The 14,586-nt window shown below is 41.9% G+C and carries 16 protein-coding genes and 2 pseudogenes; 15 read left to right on the top strand and 3 right to left on the bottom strand.

The genetic code is table 11. The features are described 5' to 3' along the window. Positions 1 to 158 precede the first annotated feature (158 nt). The gene (locus tag QM870_RS09050) at positions 159 to 971 is read right to left on the bottom strand and encodes a Cof-type HAD-IIB family hydrolase (protein ID WP_070586275.1); all 813 of its coding nucleotides are present in this window, start codon (positions 969 to 971) and stop codon (positions 159 to 161) included. A 175-nt stretch (positions 972 to 1,146) separates the two neighbouring features. Here QM870_RS09050 and QM870_RS09045 point away from each other — a divergent pair, with 175 nt between their 5' ends. From QM870_RS09045 to lytR, 4 genes are all read left to right on the top strand, one after another. After that, positions 1,147 to 2,568 carry an NCS2 family permease gene (locus QM870_RS09045; protein ID WP_070594436.1) on the top strand — a complete coding sequence of 474 codons (1,422 nt, stop codon included), beginning with the start codon at positions 1,147 to 1,149 and terminating at the stop codon, positions 2,566 to 2,568. Between the two features lie 178 nt (positions 2,569 to 2,746). Beyond that, positions 2,747 to 3,202: a tRNA (adenosine(37)-N6)-threonylcarbamoyltransferase complex ATPase subunit type 1 TsaE gene (gene tsaE, locus QM870_RS09040; RefSeq protein WP_031575203.1), complete on the top strand. Its 456-nt coding sequence runs from the start codon at positions 2,747 to 2,749 to the stop codon at positions 3,200 to 3,202. Continuing rightward, positions 3,195 to 3,725: a GNAT family N-acetyltransferase gene (locus QM870_RS09035; RefSeq protein WP_070594437.1), complete on the top strand. Its 531-nt coding sequence runs from the start codon at positions 3,195 to 3,197 to the stop codon at positions 3,723 to 3,725. Before tsaE ends, QM870_RS09035 begins: the two co-directional genes overlap by 8 nt. A 13-nt stretch (positions 3,726 to 3,738) precedes the next feature. Continuing rightward, the gene (gene lytR, locus QM870_RS09030; RefSeq protein WP_070594438.1) at positions 3,739 to 4,932 is read left to right on the top strand and encodes a glycopolymer--peptidoglycan transferase LytR; all 1,194 of its coding nucleotides are present in this window, start codon (positions 3,739 to 3,741) and stop codon (positions 4,930 to 4,932) included. 21 nt (positions 4,933 to 4,953) lie between these two features. Here the strand turns inward: lytR and QM870_RS09025 are convergent, their stop codons facing one another. Then, positions 4,954 to 5,244 (bottom strand): hypothetical protein, encoded by a 291-nt coding sequence (locus QM870_RS09025; protein ID WP_003012641.1) that lies wholly within the window; start codon positions 5,242 to 5,244, stop codon positions 4,954 to 4,956. Positions 5,245 to 5,256: 12 nt separating this feature from the next. Next, complete coding sequence (locus QM870_RS09020; RefSeq protein WP_003012582.1) at positions 5,257 to 5,670, bottom strand: HIT family protein; 414 nt, start codon at positions 5,668 to 5,670, stop codon at positions 5,257 to 5,259. Between the two features lie 67 nt (positions 5,671 to 5,737). On the opposite strand from QM870_RS09020, the gene QM870_RS09015 reads away from it, so the two are divergent. The 11 genes and pseudogenes from QM870_RS09015 (at position 5,738) to rbfA (ending at position 14,511) form a co-directional block, all read left to right on the top strand. Continuing rightward, positions 5,738 to 6,469: an ABC transporter ATP-binding protein gene (locus tag QM870_RS09015; protein WP_045760251.1), complete on the top strand. Its 732-nt coding sequence runs from the start codon at positions 5,738 to 5,740 to the stop codon at positions 6,467 to 6,469. Beyond that, positions 6,466 to 7,521: an ABC transporter permease gene (locus QM870_RS09010; RefSeq protein ID WP_195327271.1), complete on the top strand. Its 1,056-nt coding sequence runs from the start codon at positions 6,466 to 6,468 to the stop codon at positions 7,519 to 7,521. Before QM870_RS09015 ends, QM870_RS09010 begins: the two co-directional genes overlap by 4 nt. 40 nt (positions 7,522 to 7,561) lie before the next feature. After that, positions 7,562 to 8,356, top strand: a complete 795-nt coding sequence (ccrZ, locus tag QM870_RS09005; RefSeq protein WP_003003852.1) for a cell cycle regulator CcrZ — start codon at positions 7,562 to 7,564, stop codon at positions 8,354 to 8,356. After that, positions 8,353 to 8,988: a tRNA (guanosine(46)-N7)-methyltransferase TrmB gene (gene trmB, locus QM870_RS09000; RefSeq protein ID WP_024056398.1), complete on the top strand. Its 636-nt coding sequence runs from the start codon at positions 8,353 to 8,355 to the stop codon at positions 8,986 to 8,988. The genes ccrZ and trmB overlap by 4 nt, the downstream gene beginning before the upstream one ends. A 97-nt stretch (positions 8,989 to 9,085) precedes the next feature. Next, positions 9,086 to 9,565: a ribosome maturation factor RimP gene (rimP, locus tag QM870_RS08995; protein ID WP_021154518.1), complete on the top strand. Its 480-nt coding sequence runs from the start codon at positions 9,086 to 9,088 to the stop codon at positions 9,563 to 9,565. Between the two features lie 44 nt (positions 9,566 to 9,609). Then, positions 9,610 to 10,752: a transcription termination factor NusA gene (gene nusA, locus QM870_RS08990; RefSeq protein ID WP_003010402.1), complete on the top strand. Its 1,143-nt coding sequence runs from the start codon at positions 9,610 to 9,612 to the stop codon at positions 10,750 to 10,752. A gap of 14 nt (positions 10,753 to 10,766) precedes the next feature. After that, the gene (gene rnpM, locus QM870_RS08985; protein ID WP_003010401.1) at positions 10,767 to 11,063 is read left to right on the top strand and encodes an RNase P modulator RnpM; all 297 of its coding nucleotides are present in this window, start codon (positions 10,767 to 10,769) and stop codon (positions 11,061 to 11,063) included. After that, on the top strand, positions 11,056 to 11,355 hold the full coding sequence (locus tag QM870_RS08980; RefSeq protein ID WP_414369342.1) for a YlxQ-related RNA-binding protein: 300 nt from the start codon (positions 11,056 to 11,058) through the stop codon (positions 11,353 to 11,355). The genes rnpM and QM870_RS08980 overlap by 8 nt, the downstream gene beginning before the upstream one ends. A gap of 16 nt (positions 11,356 to 11,371) precedes the next feature. Continuing rightward, positions 11,372 to 11,495: pseudogene (locus QM870_RS08975) on the top strand (translation initiation factor IF-2 N-terminal domain-containing protein); the annotation flags it as partial. 95 nt (positions 11,496 to 11,590) lie between these two features. After that, positions 11,591 to 14,086: pseudogene (gene infB / locus QM870_RS08970) on the top strand (translation initiation factor IF-2); the annotation flags it as partial. Between the two features lie 74 nt (positions 14,087 to 14,160). After that, on the top strand, positions 14,161 to 14,511 hold the full coding sequence (rbfA, locus tag QM870_RS08965) for a 30S ribosome-binding factor RbfA (protein WP_003003976.1): 351 nt from the start codon (positions 14,161 to 14,163) through the stop codon (positions 14,509 to 14,511). The last annotated feature ends 75 nt before the right edge of the window (positions 14,512 to 14,586 follow it).

The following is a 14,586-nucleotide window of genomic DNA, read 5'->3' as shown; positions in this document are numbered from 1 at the left end:
TAAAATTTTTGAAAGCGCTTCTTTAATAACTATGTTAATAATATCACAAACCAGATGACGAGGCAATGAAAAAAATGGAAAAAAGGGGCGGTATTGATTAACCGATTAAGGATTTGGCGCAGAAAAAGACATGAGGGGATAACTCATGTCTGTTAGTTTTATAAGAATAATTGAATGAGTTGGCGCGCGACACCATCTTCATTATTCGTGAAATCAGTGATGGAGTCTGCATAGGGGAGAAGGATGGAGCTGGCATTTTTCATGGCGTATCCATAACCAGCAAGAGCTAGCATCTCAGTATCATTGTGCTCATCTCCAAAGGCAATCAAATCCTTCTGATCCATATTGAGTTTATCCAGAAGGTAGGTTAGAGCGGATGCTTTGGTCACATTTTTTGGATTGCATTCCAAAATATTTAAGGGACCACCCCAAGTATTGATAGACAGATTGTAGTCATAATGCCGATTCATTTCATCTGCCAGAGCATATTTGTCTTCCGCTTTCGTTTGAAAGAGGATACAGTTTGGGTCGCTCGTTACCCGCTCGGGATTGAATTGATTTTCTGGTTGGAAAGATTCAATACCGAATAATTTAGGGTCTGCAACGTGCTCATTTGGATCGGTAATAAAGAATTTATTGCGGTATTCGCCTGCTATAAAGTCCGCTTGGATGGTATCCCGGTTAGCGACCATATCTAGCAGGTATTTTTTATCTAAAGTCAAACATTGTTCATCCCCCCATTTTTTCTCAGGTAGATGCGTAAGGGAGCCGTTAAAATTGATCATCGGAGTATCTAGCTCTAGTTGTTTGTAATAGGTATGTGCCATACGGTAGGGGCGGCCTGTTGTAATAATGACTTTATGGCCAAGAGCACTAATTTTTTTTATCGTATCAATGGTAAAGTCGCTCAATTTGCTTTCGGAATTTAAGAGAGTGCCGTCTAGATCTAGAGCGATCATCTTTTTATGCATATTTCAGTTCCTTTCGAGAAGAATGAGACCATTATATCAGAAAAATCGGAAAAGCGCTCAAAAATCGAGAAGAGAAGTAGGATTTCTTGAAAGGCGAAAGATCTTTTGGTAAAATAGAAATAACGTTCGCAAATTGATTGGGAGCGAGAATGATGAAAAAGGAGTTTATTCTGAAATGGATAAGTTTTTTAAACTTTCAGAACATGGAACCACTGTTCGAACAGAGGTTCTTGCTGGTTTGACAACCTTTTTTGCGATGAGTTATATCCTCTTCGTAAACCCTCAAATGTTGTCACAAACAGGTATGCCAGCTCAAGGAGTCTTCCTTGCAACGATTATTGGATCCGTTGTCGGAACCTTGATGATGGCTTTTTATGCCAATTTACCTTATGCACAAGCACCTGGGATGGGCTTGAATGCCTTCTTTACCTTTACCGTTGTATTTGGTATGGGCTACTCATGGCAGGAAGCTTTGGGAATGGTCTTCATTTGTGGTGTGATCTCATTGATTATCACATTGACAAATGTTCGGAAGATGATCATCGAATCGATTCCGACCGCTCTTCGCTCTGCTATTTCAGCTGGGATCGGGATTTTCTTGGCCTATGTTGGAATTAAGAATGCGGGATTTTTGAAATTCACGATTGACCCTCATACCTATACAGTGGTTGGAGAAGGAGCAGATAAGGCGAATGCAACGATCTCAGCCAATGCATCTGCTGTTCCTGGATTGGTTGATTTTAACAATCCGGCTGTCCTCTTGGCTCTTGTTGGTCTTGCGATTACTATTTTCTTTGTTGTCAAAGGGATTAAGGGAGGGATTATCCTTTCTATCTTAGCAACGACTGTGCTTGGAATTCTCATCCATGTGGTTGATATCACTAAAATCGACTTTGCAAGTAATCATCTAGGAGCTGCCTTTAATGATTTAGGCAAGATCTTTGGTCAAGCTTTAGGATCGAAAGGATTGGGTTCTTTGATTTCCAATATGTCTCGTTTGCCTGAGACCTTAATGGCCATCTTAGCCTTCTCCTTGACTGATATTTTTGATACAATCGGAACTTTAATCGGTACGGGTGAAAAAGTTGGGATTGTTGCGACAAATGGGGAAAACCATCAATCAGCGAAATTAGATAAGGCCCTCTATTCAGACCTTGTAGCGACTTCAGTCGGAGCTATTGCAGGAACTTCAAACGTAACGACGTATGTTGAATCTGCAGCTGGTATTGGAGCTGGTGGACGCACTGGTTTGACAGCCTTGGTTGTAGCGATCTGTTTTGCTATTTCAAGTCTCTTTAGTCCTTTGTTGGCGATTGTACCGACCGCTGCTACAGCCCCAATTTTGATTGTTGTTGGGATCATGATGTTGAGTGGCTTGAAAAATATCCATTGGGAAGATATGTCAGAAGCAGTTCCTGCTTTCTTCACCTCTATCTTTATGGGCTTCAGCTACTCGATTACACAAGGGATCGCTGCTGGATTTATCACCTATAGCTTGGTGAAAGTGGTTAAAGGACAAGCCAAAGAAGTGCACAGCATGATTTGGATCCTAGATGTTCTCTTTATTTTAAACTACGTTAGCATGGCCTTGAATTAAGTATCAGAAAAGTGCCAAAAAGGAATGGGAGTTGTCTCCCATTCCTTTTTAGATGGATTGAGGGAATGAATGGGAGAATTTCCTGTTTTCTTTGATTCCTTTTTCTCAAAAACAAACCGGAGTCGAACAATTTCTAAAAGAAAGAGCAGATTTTTAAAAAGTTTGGTATAATAGAGAAATGATTAGTCATAATGAAACGGAGCTGATCGCTCTAGGAAAACAGCTAGGAAAACTCTTAGAAAAGCAAGACGTGATTATCTTATCAGGTGATCTAGGAGCAGGAAAAACGACCTTTACCAAAGGAATTGCAAAGGGGTTAGGGATTGATCAGATGATTAAAAGCCCGACCTATACCATTGTTCGTGAATACGAAGGCCGCTTGCCTTTATACCATTTGGATGTTTACCGGATTGGGAATGATCCAGATTCTATTGATTTAGATGATTTCCTATTTGGAGATGGTGCTACCATTATTGAATGGGGAGAGCTGATTGAGCCGAGTCTCTCGGATGCTTATCTAAAAATTTTTATCCGAAAATTAGAAGATGGTCGAGAGTTAGCTTTTGAAGCTCATGGAGCGCGTGCAGAAGCTTTACTGGCATCCTTTGAGCAGGTGGAAAAAACCGATGACTAAGGAAAAGGAAGTGACAGTAGAAATTCGGCAAGCTGAAAGTGCAGACGCGGCTCTTGTCGTTGATTTCTTAAATCAAGTTGGGAAAGAGTCAGATTACATGACGCTAGATGAAGCTGGAATTGGCATGTCTCCAGCAGACATGGAGCAATTTCTAATGGTGCAAGAAATGGCGGAAAATCGGATTTGCCTCTTGCTATTTCTAGATCAGGAACTGGCAGCTTTGTTAAATATCACTGCAGCTTCTCAACGGTCTGTTCGGCATATTGGTGATGTCTTTATTGTGGTTCGAAAAACTTATTGGAATCAAGGACTTGGACAGATCTTGTTGGAAGAAGGAATTGAGTGGGCGCACTCGACGGGTGTTCTTAGGAAACTAGTCTTGAATGTCCAAGTGCGCAATGAACGAGCAGTTCACCTGTATAAAAAGTTAGGTTTTGAGATCGAAGGTTGTCAAGCTCGTGGAGCTTGTTCAGCTGAAGGAGAATTCTTAGATGTTTACCTTATGGGGAAACTGATAGATTAGAGAGAGATTCTAAATGGTTAAAAAAATTATTTTGATGTTTTTGAGCTTATTGACGGTAACAGTGATTGGGATTGGGGCCTATGGCCTTACCATCCTAAACCAAACGACTGGGACTCTCAGTAAGACCTATAAAGGCTTTGGAAATGAGACCAATGTCATTGCAGAAAACAAGCCGATGACTATCCTTTTGATGGGGGTTGATACAGGTAGCGGTTCTCGGGAAGATCCTTGGGCCGGCAATAGTGATACCATGATTTTGGTGACTGTCAATCCTCAAACAAAAGAAACAACCATGACGAGCTTGGAAAGAGATATCCTAACCAATATTACTTCAGATGGCGAAACGGTCCAAGCAAAATTGAATTCGGCTTATGCTCAAGGTGGTGCCAAGTTAGCCATTAAGACCATTCAAGATCTTTTGAATATCCATATTGACCGCTATGTCATGATCAATATGAAGGGATTGGTTCAATTAGTGGATAAGGTTGGTGGTATCACGGTTAACAATCCATTTGACTTCGATATCTCGATCGAGGAAAATGAGCCAGAATATACGGCTAAGATCGCACCAGGACGTCAGGAGATTAATGGGGACCAAGCTCTCGTTTATTCACGCATGCGCTACCAAGACCCAGAAGGAGACTATGGACGTCAAAAACGCCAACGTGAAGTGATCAAAAAGATTGTTGAGAAAGTTTTAAGCCTCAATAGTTTGAGTCACTACAAAGGAATCATTGAGTCTGTTAGTGACAATATGCAAACCAACATAGCGCTTGACAGTAATAGTCTTCTTCAATTGCTAGGGTATAAAGACGCCCTTTCAACGATTCATCAGTACCAGTTGAAAGGAGAAGATGCCACCTTAGCAGATGGCGGAAGTTATCAGATTGTCACTTCAAAACATCTCTTGAAAATTCAAAATATCATCCGCAAAGCTTTGGGACTAAAAGAAATCAAAACATTGAAAACCAATGCTTACCTATTAGATGGAGATGAAGATTTGAAGTCTTCTTCTTCTCAAACTGAAAATCCAGTTCCAGCATCTGGGGAAGCACCTGTTTACCAAGAGTTTAACCAACTACCAGTTGTACCATCGACCCAGGATACGGGAGTGGTGACGCCTCAAAGTTCTGTTGCACCAGTGACACCAGTTGCTCCTGCAGCTACAGAGTCGAGCAGTGTGACACCTACGGTGCCTTCAGAATAAGAAAAAAACGATTGAGTTTTCTCAATCGTTTTTACTTGGTTGCCAGATGTCTTGAATTTCTTTTAGAGAAGCTGTTGCTTGTTGACTAAATAGTTTGGTTTTGTATTGGAAATCCGTTACCAATTCTTGAAGATTGGTCTTTTGGTCTTGGATAATATCCAGATTGCGTTGGATTTTTGCTAGGTTATCTTGAATTCCCTTGACCAATTGGCTGGATTCAGTCACCTCTGTTTTAATTTCTTTGCGGTTTTTTACTAGGTGGTAGCTAATGCTAGCTCCTGTTGCAAACCAAAAGAGATTTTTGAGTTTCATATGGCCTCCTTTTTAACTGTTTTTGATGGTTTCTGCGAGAACTGCTAGTTGTTCAAAATTAGGCTCGTGTTCAGTAAATGAAATGGCAAGCTCATCTTGATCGGAATAGCGAGGGATAATGTGGACATGTGTGTGAAATACGGTTTGTCCAGAAACTTCTTCCATGTTGCTGATGATATTCATTCCCTTAGCTTGGGTAGCAGCTTCTACTTTTTTAGCAACTTTAGAAACACGTGCAAATAGTTGAGCTGTGGCGGTTTCGTCCATCTCTAAGAGGTTGCGAGCGTGTTTTTTTGGAACCACTAACGTATGACCTGGTGTAACCTGAGAGATGTCCAAAAATGCGAGGACTTCCTCGTCCTCATAGACTTTGGAGGAAGGAATGTCGCCAGCTATAATCTTACAAAAAATACAATCATCAACCATAAATACACCTCATTTAGACTAAATTTTGTTATAATATAAGAACATTATACCAGAAATCGGAGAAAATATGTTAGAAATCAACAAGTTGACAGGGGGCTATGTCAACATCCCTGTCCTGAAAGAGGTGAGTTTTTCAGTTCCGGATGGCCAACTGATTGGTTTGATTGGACTTAATGGAGCTGGGAAGTCAACCACGATTAATGAAATTATTGGTCTCCTGCATCCTTATGCTGGGGAAGTACGGATTGACGGCTTGAGTCTTCCAGAAGCTCCAACAGACTATCGTAAAAAAATCGGCTATATTCCAGAAACCCCTAGCCTATATGAAGAATTAACCTTGAGAGAGCATATCGAAACCGTAGCTATGGCCTATGATTTAGACATGGATCAGGTCATGGTGCGCGTCCAGCCTTTGTTGGAACGATTTCGTTTGGCTGAAAAATTAGATTGGTTCCCGACCCAGTTTTCAAAAGGGATGAAGCAAAAGGTCATGATTATTTGCGCCTATGCAGTGGATCCAAGTCTTTATATTGTCGATGAACCCTTTTTGGGATTGGATCCTGTTGCGATTGCAGATTTGATTCAGTTATTGGCAGATGAGAAAGCAAAAGGAAAATCGATTTTGATGAGTACCCACGTTCTGGATTCGGCTGAAAAGATGTGTGATGGTTTTGTGATCCTCCATAAGGGTCAGGTCCGAGCAAAAGGGACCTTGGACGAGCTGCGTTCAACTTTTGGGGATGAGAAAGCAAGTCTAAATGATATCTACATGACCTTGACAGAAGAGGAAACAGCATGAAAGAGTTGATGAAAAAACGGCAAGAAACGTTTCGAACTCAATGTGTAAAATATAGCCGCTATGTTCTCAATGATCATTTCGTTCTCTTTATGTTGATTTTCATAGGATTTTTGGCGGTTCAATACAGCCAATTCTTGCAAGATCTACCCAAAGATACAAGCCTGATCCGCTGGAGTCTCATGATTGGCTTGCTCCTCTTGGTTCCGATTGGCTCCATTGCGACCTACTTAGAGAAGCCCGATGCTTTATTCCTTTTGGTAAAGGAAGAGGAAGTGAAACGTTATGTCAAAGGGCAGGCCAAGAAGTCTTTTGTGTTTTGGTTTTTGATTCAAAGTTTTGTCCTTCTATTATTTGTGCCTCTTCTTCTGGCAACAGGGCTGGATAAACTTGCTATTGTAGCTTATATCCTTGTCTTAGGGGTGGCTAAAGGGGCTGTTTTTAGCTGGAAGGAAGCGCGTTTCTACCAGGATGAAAATTTAAATTGGCCCTTGGCTATTGCTCGTGAGAATGCAAGGAAACAATTGATTCTTCGCTTCTTTGCCTTGTTTACAACGGTGAAAGGTATTACTAACAGTGTCAAAAGAAGAGCGTACTTGGATGGTTTCTTAGGGCTTCTTCCCAAAACACATGGCAATACGTGGCTGCACTTATATATGCGCTCCTTCCTACGGAATGGAGATCTTTTCTCTATGACTCTACGACTCTTGGCTCTTTCCATTCTCGCTATCATCTTTATTCCCCAGCCTCTCGTAGTGATTGCCCTTGTAGCCTTGCTCAATTACTTGGTTATTTTTCAATTACTGGGGCTTTACAGTGCTTTTGATTACCAACCCTTGACCCTCCTTTTCCCGATGAAAAAGGGCAGTAAAAAGGCAGGGTTGAACAAAACGATTCAGCTGGTCATGGGGATGATAACGGTGATAGAAGGAGGAATTGGCCTGGTCTTTATTTCAGATAAAGTCCTGTTGTTAGGCCTACTGGCTTATACAGTTGCTTTAATCCTACTCTATCTTCCATTTAAGATGGCGCGCTTGGTTGACGAAAGTCGTTAAAATTAGTAAAATAGATTGGAAACTTTTTACGGAGGAAAAGATGGACTCGAATGAAAAAGAGCTAAGCCTCACCCCAATTCCTGGGAAGAGTGGGAAGGCCTACATGGGGACCTACCCAGATGGTGGGCGCGTTTTTGTAAAAATGAATACGACCCCAATCCTTGCGGGTCTAGCAAAAGAACAGATTGCTCCTCAATTGTTATGGAGTCGACGCTTGCCAGATGGAAATGTGATGAGTGCCCAAGAATGGTTGAATGGGGAAATTCTCACGCCAAATGGGATGTCGAAAAAACAAGTCGTCAATATTTTAACGAGATTGCACCGTTCTAGACCTTTGATGACTCAATTAAAAAAACTTGGCTATCCTGTGGAATCTCCATTAGAATTGCTCAATTCTTGGAGTAACCGGTTGCCAATTGCCCTACGTCAGAACCACTATATCCAATCAGTCGTAAAGAATTTACGTAAGACAGTGCCTGCCTTTCGGGAGGATTATGCGACGATCGTCCACGGAGATGTTCGTCATAGTAACTGGATTGAGACAGAGAGCGGCTTGATTTATCTAGTCGATTGGGACTCTGTTCGTTTGACAGACCGGATGTTGGATGTGGCGCATATCTTGAGTCACTATATCCCAGATTCTAATTGGCGCGATTGGTTAGGCTATTATGGCTACAAGTACAATCAAAAAGTATTTGATAAACTCTATTGGTTTGGTCAATACTCTTTCTTGTGCCAAATTGCTAAATACTATGAAAATAATGATTTAGAAAATGTCAATCGCGAGATCTATGCTCTGCGCAATTTCCGGTTGAAATATGGAAAGGAAATATGAGAGTTAGAAATCGCAAGGGAGCGACTGAATTATTAGAAGCGAATCCGCAATATGTGGTCCTAAATCCAGAAGATGCCAAGGGAAAGTGGCATGAAATTTTTGGGAATGACCATCCTATTCATATCGAAGTGGGCAGCGGGAAAGGGGCCTTTATTACTGGGATGGCCAAGGCCAATCCAGAGATCAACTACATCGGAATTGATATTCAAAAATCGGTCTTGAGTTATGCTTTAGATAAGGTCTTAGAAGCTGATGTTCCTAACATTAAATTGCTTTGGGTAGACGGAGATAGCTTGACCAACTATTTTGAAGATGGGGAAATTGATCAACTCTATCTGAATTTTTCAGATCCTTGGCCTAAGAAACGTCATGAGAAGCGTCGCTTGACTTACAAGACCTTCTTGGATACCTTCAAGCAAATTCTTCCAGAACATGGGGAGATTCACTTTAAAACAGATAATCGAGGTCTGTTTGAATACAGTTTGGTGAGCTTTTCACAGTATGGTATGACTTTGAAGGGAGTCTGGCTAGACCTTCATGCTAGTGATTTTGAGGGGAATGTCATGACGGAATATGAGAAAAAGTTCTCAAGTAAAGGACAGGTCATTTACCGTGTAGAAGCACAGTTTTAGCATATTCCTTGCAATCATTGGGGAATCGTGTTATAATACCTTAAATGAATAGAAAAGGAGAGGCGGGGAAATATCTTCGCCTCTTATCTATGAGGAGGTGGCAACCATCGCAACGATTGTTGACTTAGTAACAGAAGTGATTCAGCCTGCCATCAAAGAACCATTTGAATTGGTCGATGTTGAATATGGCAAAATGGGTGGTGACTACGTCTTAAGCATTTTCGTAGACAAACCAGAAGGGATCACACTGAATGATACAGCGGATTTGACAGAAATCATTAGCCCGCTATTGGATCAAATCAAACCAGATCCATTTCCAGAACAGTACTTTTTAGAAGTTACCAGTCCTGGCTTGGAGAGACCTTTGAAAACCAAGGAAGCACTCGAGGGAGCTGTTGGCAAGTATGTCAATATCAGCTTGTATAAGGCTGTTGAAAAGCAAAAGGTCTTTGAGGGGAACTTGGTAGGTTTTGAAGAGGATGTTTTGACCATTGAGTATATGGATAAAACACGAAAGAAAACTGTAGAAATTCCTTATAACCTTGTGTCCAAAGCAAGGTTGGCTGTAAAATTGTAACAGAATGAAAGAAAGGATGCCTTTATAGTAGAGGCAAGAAAAACATGAGTAAAGAAATGCTAGAAGCCTTCCGCATTTTGGAAGAAGACAAAGGGATCAAAAAAGAAGATATCATCGAAGCCGTCACAGAATCATTGCGTTCAGCTTATCGCCGTCGTTATGGACAATCAGAAAGTGCAGCGATTGAATTCAATGAAAAAACTGGAGATTTCCGTGTTTATACGGTTCGTGAAGTGGTGGATGAAGTCTTTGATAGCCGTTTAGAAATCAGCTTGAAGGATGCCTTGGCCATTAGCTCTGCTTATGAGTTGGGGGACAAGATCAAGTTTGAAGAAGCACCAGCTGAATTTGGTCGTGTAGCAGCTCAATCTGCTAAACAAACGATCATGGAAAAAATGCGTAAGCAAACGCGCACCATCACCTATAACACTTATAAAGAACATGAAAATGAAATCATGAGTGGAACGGTGGAGCGCTTTGACAATCGGTTTATCTATGTCAATCTTGGTTCGATCGAAGCTCAATTGTCTAAGCAAGACCAAATTCCAGGAGAAGTATTCCAATCTCATGATCGAATTGAAGTATTTGTCTACAAGGTAGAAGATAATCCACGTGGTGTCAATGTCTTTGTTAGCCGAAGCCACCCTGAAATGATCAAACGTTTGATGGAACAAGAAATTCCTGAAGTCTACGATGGAACTGTTGAGATTATGAGTGTAGCGCGTGAAGCTGGAGATCGTACAAAAGTTGCGGTTCGTAGCCATAATCCAAACGTAGATGCGATTGGGACTATCGTTGGTCGTGGTGGATCGAATATTAAAAAGATTACCAGCAAGTTCCACCCAGCTCGATACGATCAAAAATTAGACCGTATGGTTCCGACAGAAGAAAATATCGATGTCATCGAGTGGGTTCCAGATCCAGCTGAATTTATCTACAATGCGATCGCTCCTGCAGAAGTGGACCAAGTTATTTTTGATGATGAAGATAGCAAACATGCTCTCGTTGTGGTTCCAGACAACAAATTATCTCTTGCTATTGGTCGTCGTGGTCAAAACGTTCGTTTGGCGGCTCATTTGACTGGTTACCGCATCGATATCAAATCTGCAAGTGAGTTCGAAGAAATGGAAGCAGCTCAAGAAACTTTTGAAGACCAAGTAGAAAGTGGCGAAGAGCAAGTCGACTAAGTGAGGGAGGGAAAATGGTAAAAACAAGAAAAATCCCTTTAAGAAAATCTGTCGTTTCAAATGAAATTATTGATAAGCGCGATTTGCTCCGCATTGTCAAAAATAAAGAAGGACAAGTCTTTATCGATCCAACTGGCAAAGCCAATGGTCGAGGTGCTTACATCAAATTAGACAATGAAGAAGCGGCACTTGCTAAGAAAAAGAAAGTTTTTAATCGTAGCTTTAATATGGAAGTGGAAGAAGCTTTCTATGATGAATTGATCGCTTATGTAGATCATAAGGTGAAGAGAAGAGAGTTAGGCCTTGAATAAGCAAAAGATAAGTAATTTGTTGGGCTTGGCGCAAAGAGCAGGAAAACTCATTTCTGGAGAAGAACTCGTGATCAAAGCCATCCAGGAAGAAAAAGCAAAATTAGTTTTTCTGGCAAATGATGCAGCTAGTAACCTGACAAAAAAGGTGACAAATAAGGGTCGCTATTATGAGGTTCAAGTATCTACCGTGTTTTCAACACTAGAATTAAGCACTGCAATTGGACGTGCCCGTAAGGTCGTCGCTGTTGTAGATGCTGGATTTTCAAAGAAAATGAGGTCTCTTATGGAATAGAAGAGGAGGACAGCAATTGTCTAAGAAAAGATTATACGAAATTGCCAAAGAATTGGGCAAGGAAAGTAAGGAAGTCGTCACTCGTGCGAAAGAATTAGGTTTTGACGTCAAGAGTCATGCATCTAGTGTCGATACTGATGTTGCTGAAAAGTTGATCAAGAGCTTTGCAGCGAAAAAAGAAACAGTCGAAAAGAAAGTAGCAGAAGTGGCTGCCAAGACAACGGCTGTCGCAGAGAAAAAAGAAGCAGCGCCTGTCAAAAAAGAAGGAGCAACTGAGACAAAATCAGTAACGCCAGCTGCTAAACCAAAGAGTCGTAACTTTAAAGCGGAACGAGAAGCGCGTGCAAAAGAACAGGCTGAACGTAGGAAACAACAAGACAATCGTCCAAAACGTGATCGCAAAGACAATCAGCGTCATGGTGACAACCGAAATCAACGACCACAAGAGCGAAATGAACAGCGAAATCAAGGTTCTGAGCGTCGCAATAACCGACCAGATCAAAGACGTAGTGCACAACCCCAAGTGGCACCAAAAGTTGATTTCAAAGCGCGTGCAGCAGCACTGAAAGCTGAACAAAATGCTGAATACGCACGTGGAAGTGAAGATCGCTACAAACAACAAGCTGCAAAAGCAGAACAAGAACGTCAACAGCGCCGGAAACGGGTAGAAGCACCAGAAGTGAAAGCACCTGTACAGGAGCCAGCTGTTGAGAACCATACAAAACCAGCTGTTGCTGCTGCTCCAGCTCAAGTCGATACACGTCGGAAGAAACAAGCGCGACCAGATAAGAAACGCGATGATTTTGATCGTGAAGAAGATGGTCCAAGAAAACAACAAAGGAATCGAAATAGTCAAAATCAAGTGAGAAATCAGAGAAATAGTAACTGGAATAACAATAAGAAAAATAAAAAAGGAAAGAACAACCGTAATGATGCTCCAAAACCAGTAACAGAGCGTAAATTCCATGAATTACCAAGTGAATTTGAGTATACGGATGGAATGACGGTTGCAGAAATCGCAAAACGCATCAAGCGTGAACCGGCTGAAATCGTCAAGAAACTCTTTATGATGGGAGTCATGGCGACTCAAAACCAATCGCTGGATGGAGATACGATTGAACTCTTGATGGTGGATTATGGAATTGAAGCCAAGAAAAAGGTTGAAGTGGACAATGCCGATATCGAACGCTTCTTCGTTGAAGATGGTTATTTGAATCCAGATGAGTTGGTAGAGCGTCCACCAGTTGTCACCATCATGGGACACGTTGACCACGGTAAAACGACCCTTTTGGATACCCTTCGTAATTCACGTGTAGCAACAGGTGAAGCGGGAGGAATCACCCAGCACATCGGTGCCTACCAAATCGTGGAAAATGGTAAGAAGATTACCTTCTTGGATACACCTGGACACGCGGCCTTTACTTCTATGCGGGCGCGTGGTGCATCTGTTACGGATATTACCATCTTGGTCGTAGCGGCAGATGACGGGGTGATGCCTCAGACTATCGAAGCTATCAACCACTCAAAAGCGGCGAATGTCCCAATCATTGTGGCCATCAACAAGATCGATAAACCAGGAGCTAATCCAGAGCGTGTCATCGGTGAATTGGCAGAGCATGGAGTTATGTCAACTGCCTGGGGTGGGGATTCTGAATTTGTAGAAATCTCAGCTAAGTTCAACCAAAATATCGATGAACTCTTGGAAACGGTCCTTCTTGTGGCTGAAATCCAAGAACTCAAGGCAGATCCAACTGTTCGTGCCATCGGTACTGTTATCGAAGCGCGCTTGGATAAAGGAAAAGGTGCGGTCGCAACCCTCCTTGTTCAACAAGGTACCTTGAATGTTCAAGACCCAATCGTTGTCGGAAATACCTTTGGACGTGTCCGTGCCATGACCAATGACCTTGGACGTCGTGTGAAGGTGGCAGGACCATCTACTCCGGTTTCTATCACTGGTTTGAACGAAGCGCCAATGGCGGGTGACCACTTCGCGGTTTATGAAGATGAAAAATCAGCGCGTGCAGCTGGTGAAGAACGTGCCAAACGTGCTCTGATGAAACAACGTCAAGCAACCAACCGCGTCAGCCTTGAAAATCTCTTTGATACCTTGAAGGCTGGTGAAGTGAAATCTGTTAATGTCATTATCAAGGCCGACGTCCAAGGTTCGGTTGAAGCCCTTGCTGCTTCCCTTCAAAAGATTGAAGTGGAAGGTGTGAAAGTGACCATCGTTCACTCAGCAGTTGGTGCCATTAATGAATCAGATGTCACTCTTGCGGAAGCATCTAATGCCTTTATCGTTGGATTTAACGTCCGCCCTACGCCACAAGCTCGTCAACAAGCTGAAGCTGATGAGGTAGAAATCCGTCTTCACTCAATCATTTACAAGGTGATCGAGGAAATGGAAGATGCCATGAAGGGAATGTTGGATCCTGAGTTTGAAGAGAAAATTATCGGGGAAGCAGTTATCCGTGAAACCTTTAAGGTCTCTAAAGTGGGTACCATCGGTGGATTTATGGTCCTCAGTGGTAAGGTTACACGTGATTCCAAAGTACGTGTCATTCGTGACGGTGTCGTGATCTACGACGGAGCTCTTGCAAGCTTGAAACACTTCAAAGATGATGTCAAAGAGATCACAAATGGTCGTGAAGGTGGATTGATGATTGAAGGTTACAATGATATCAAGACTGATGATACCATCGAAGCCTACATCATGGAAGAAATTAAAAAATAAGCAAGCTGACTAGGAAAAAAGAGGGTTCTCCTCTGATTTCCTAGTTTTTAAACACAAAGCAGAAAGGAGTTCCTATGGCAAGTCATTTTCGGACAGATCGAGTAGGGATGGAAATCAAGCGTGAAGTCAATGAGATTTTACAAAAGAAAGTCCGTGACCCGCGTGTTCAAGGCGTTACTATTACGGATGTTCAAATGCTAGGTGATTTGTCTATGGCCAAAGTGTATTATTCAATTATGAGTGATTTGGCTTCAGACAATCAAAAGGCTCAGACAGGCCTTGAAAAAGCAACAGGAACCATCAAGCGTGAATTAGGTCGGAATTTGAAACTGTACAAGATTCCGGATCTTACTTTTGTCAAAGACGAGTCTATCGAATACGGAAATAAGATCGATGAGATGTTGCGCAATTTGAACAAAGACTAGAGAGGTTGGAAATTTTCCACGCCCAGATTGAAAGATAAAGTCTTCTTAGAAACTTTCCTTAGGTGAGTACGGACG

Source organism: Streptococcus parasanguinis (genome assembly GCF_047463195.1).
GTDB lineage: Bacteria > Bacillota > Bacilli > Lactobacillales > Streptococcaceae > Streptococcus > Streptococcus parasanguinis_R.
Note: the sequence above shows the minus strand (reverse complement) of the source record. Positions and strands in the feature narration are given on the sequence as shown.